The sequence below is a fragment of the Chromobacterium sp. CCUG 76385 genome, assembly GCF_059916625.1.
On the sequence record NZ_JAUCGU010000061.1, the window covers coordinates 1 to 3,495 of the forward strand.

At 54.7% G+C, this 3,495-nt stretch carries 1 protein-coding gene; it reads left to right on the forward strand.

The window, feature by feature from the left end; all coding sequences use genetic code 11:
* Positions 1 to 580: 580 nt before the first annotated feature.
* Complete coding sequence (locus QUG01_RS19810; protein ID WP_500831591.1) at positions 581 to 3,178, forward strand: TonB-dependent receptor plug domain-containing protein; 2,598 nt, start codon at positions 581 to 583, stop codon at positions 3,176 to 3,178.
* The last annotated feature ends 317 nt before the right edge of the window (positions 3,179 to 3,495 follow it).

Sequence of the window (3,495 nt, forward strand, 5' to 3'; positions counted from 1 at the left end):
AGCGCGGCGGCGGTGCCGGCCTAGCGCCGACGGTGCAAGCATCAAGACCAACCGGCCCTGCGGGGCCGGTTTTGTTTTTACTGATTGTGGAGCGGAGACGGGTTCGGTTCTACTCAGTCAAACGATTGTTTCATTTTAATCATGGGTTGCATGAGCAAAGCTGATTTAATCAGTAGGCATTAACTTGCTTAAGTTCGCGGTGTAAATATTTTTTTGCAAAAAAACAACAATTCTTGCGCGTTCGCGACGCCAACGATCATGGTTGCGACGCATTCAGGATGTGTCTCGTAGACGAAAAATGAGGACTCAACAACCAGTCTATTTACCCATGCGGCGTTCATTTCAATCGCTATGGCGTCGTGCCTGAAGCGAGCAAAAGGGAAGATTTTAAAAGTTAATAAATTGTGCTTCTTTGTAACTTATTGTGACAATGCATTTCAATTATTGACAGTAAATTCGGCCTCTTCACACACTCGAAACATAGCCCGCATGCATAGAGGCGCGGCTTCGCACTGCCCGTCATGTCGGCAACCGAACCGGCAGGCGGCGCTTGGGAAATAGAGTGAAGGAGAGTTCCGTGATGAAGAAAAACAAGCTGGCGATGGCGCTGGCTGTCATTGGCATCGGTGCGCATGCGCCGTTGTCGTTTGCCGATAATTCCGGGGAATTGGACCGAGTGGAAGTCACCGGCTCCAATATCAAGCGCAGCATCAAGCAGGAAAAGGCGCTGCCGGTCACCATCATCCGTACCGAGGAAATGACCAAGCAGGGCTTCACCACGGTGGAGCAGGTGGTCAACTCGCTGTCCAGCAATCAATCGAATGTTGTCGGCGCCTCATCAGTGCAGTCGGTGAGCGGCGGCGCTTCTTATGCGGGTTTGCGAGGATTTGATCCGCAATACACATTGGTTTTGCTGGATGGCCGCCGTGTGGCTAATCAAGCCATTTCCGGAGTCGCGACCGATTTGAACGCCATTCCATTGTCAGCCATCGAGCGGATCGAAGTGCTGCGCGATGGCGCTTCGGCGCTGTACGGAAGCGATGCCATCGGCGGCGTGATGAACTTCATCACCAAGAAAAGCTATCAGGGACTGACGATTTCCGGCGATGTGCTGGCAACACAGCACAAGGGGGGGGATTCTGCCAATGTCAGCGTATTAGGTGGGGTGGGCGACCTCGCCAAGGATGGCTGGAACGCATACGGAGTGCTGTCTTACCAGAAAAACAAGGCGATCAAAACAATAGACCGTGATTTCGCCACCCGGAATCAATCGCTGAGCGGCATCGCCTATCCGGCAAACTTTCTGTACCAGTCTAAGGGCAATCCTGGAGACGGCAATGTCTACAACGCCTCCATGCCCGGCTGCCGGCCTCCATATACTACGCCAAGGGATGCGACCAGTTGCGGCGAAAAGACATGGTTGTTTATGGACCTCACGCCAGAGGTAGAGCAACTGACTGCCAATGGCAAAGTCAGCAAGCAGTTTGGCGACCACATGCTGACAGCGCAGTATCTTGGCGCGCGCAACATCAGCACCACCCGCATTGGGCCGACGCCGATGCAGTCCATCGCCACGCTGACAGCAGGTGTAAATAAGTACTTTCCTACCGTGTTGCCGGACGGGAATCCGGTGACGCCGGGAGCCAAGGCGGTGTTGAACCTGCGCAGCGATCCCCTGGGCCCCAGAACGACCAAGAGCACCTCGGATACTCACCGACTAGCGCTCAATCTGGAAGGCTTGCTGGGTGGTTGGGATTACCGGACTGGTGCCGCGTATTCCTCGAATAAAACCACCATCAATTACCAGAGCGGCTATGTGAATGGCGACAAGATTGAGCAGGCATTGCTGAATGACCAGATCAATCCTTTTGGCGACTCTCCTGCCGGTGCGTGGGAGAACGTGGAATTGAAGGGGGATGGCTGGATATCGAAGTACGAAACGGCATTGGCAGATTTCAAAGCCAGCAAGGAACTGTTCGCGCTGCCGGCGGGCAATCTGGCAGTAGCATTTGGGGGAGAACTGCGCCATGAGAAGCTGGACAGCCAGATTCAGGATCTGGCCCAGTACGCGGTGGGATCTGGCATAGCGGACTCCAAGTCGACCAAGGGGAGCCGCAACATCTCTGCGCTATACCTGGAAGCGGATGTGCCGGTGATCAAGGGGTTGGACGTGCAGTTGGCCGCGCGCTACGACAAGTACAGTGATTTCGGCAAGGCCTTCAATCCCAAGGTGGCTTTCAAGTATCAGCCTGCTGCGCAGATCCTGTTCCGCGGCTCTGCCAGCCGAGGATTCCGGGCACCGTCGCTGTTCGATGTCTTCCAGCCGGATGCCAAAACCTACACCAATGGCAATAACCTGGATGATCCGGTCCGTTGCCCGGATGGAAAGCCCGCCAATGGTGGGGACAAGACCGATTGCGGTACCACTTTCTTCGCTCAGCAAGGGGGGAACCGGAATCTGGAGCCGGAGCGCGCGAGTTCGCTCACATTCGGCGTAGTCATCGAACCGATCAAGGAGATCACAGCAAGCGTGGACTTCTGGTGGACGACCATCAACAAGGTGATAGGCGTGTTGGACAATGATCTGATCTTCAACGATCCAGTCAAATATGCTGACCGCTTTGTGCGGGTGGATCCGAACAATCCTTACTCCAAGCTGGATTATGTTTCCACGCCTACCGAAAACCTGGGCAATCTCAGCGCGGCGGGGTTGGATACTTCATTCTCCTGGCGTTTGCCTAAGAGCCGCTTGGGCAACTTCACTATCAACCTGGATGGCACCTATACCTCCAAGTTTGTTCAGCAGGTAGAGGCTGGCGGTGTTTATTACTCGCGGTTGAGCCAGTGGAACAATGGTCTGCAACCGGTAGTGCGTTGGAAGCACACGCTGGGATTCAACTGGTCGATGGGCAGCTGGAGCGCTTTGTTGGCCCAGAATTATGTCTCCGGTTACACCGACTACAAGGCGACCAACAACGTCAAGCCATATTCGAACTGGAACCTGTCGTCCACCTACCAGTGGCAGAAAAAAATGAGTGTCACGGCAGGGGTGAAAAACCTGTTCGATCAGGAGCCACCGTTCAGCAATCAGAACAAGTTTTTCCAGAAGGGGTTTGACCCGATTCTGGCTGACCCGGTGGGGCGCGCCTACTTCCTGAAGGCGTCGTACAAACTGTAGCGTTTGGCTATTGTATTTAGTTTGCAGCTATAGCATTCTGTCATGGGTAGCAAGCCCAAGTAGTAGGTGCCAAAGGATGCCGTGTTTCGCATCCATCTGGTATGGTAATCCGTCGGCGAGTCCGGGCGTTTCTGCCCACAAGGCGGCAATGTCCGGCTTGCCGGTTTTTAATGAGTGGGTAACCCATATGACTAGTATCACAGCCAAAGGGGTAGGAGGACCTCCGCCGCGCCGACGATTCGCCGGTCTGGCCGGGGTGATCATATTCCACGCCGTGCTGATCTACGCGCTGGTGACCGGACTGGCCCAGGGCGTGG

Bases quoted from the DNA above. Each gene is read 5' to 3' on its own strand.
- QUG01_RS19810 (WP_500831591.1), top strand. From the start codon at position 581: ATGAAGAAAAACAAGCTGGCGATGGCGCTGGCTGTCATTGGCATCGGT.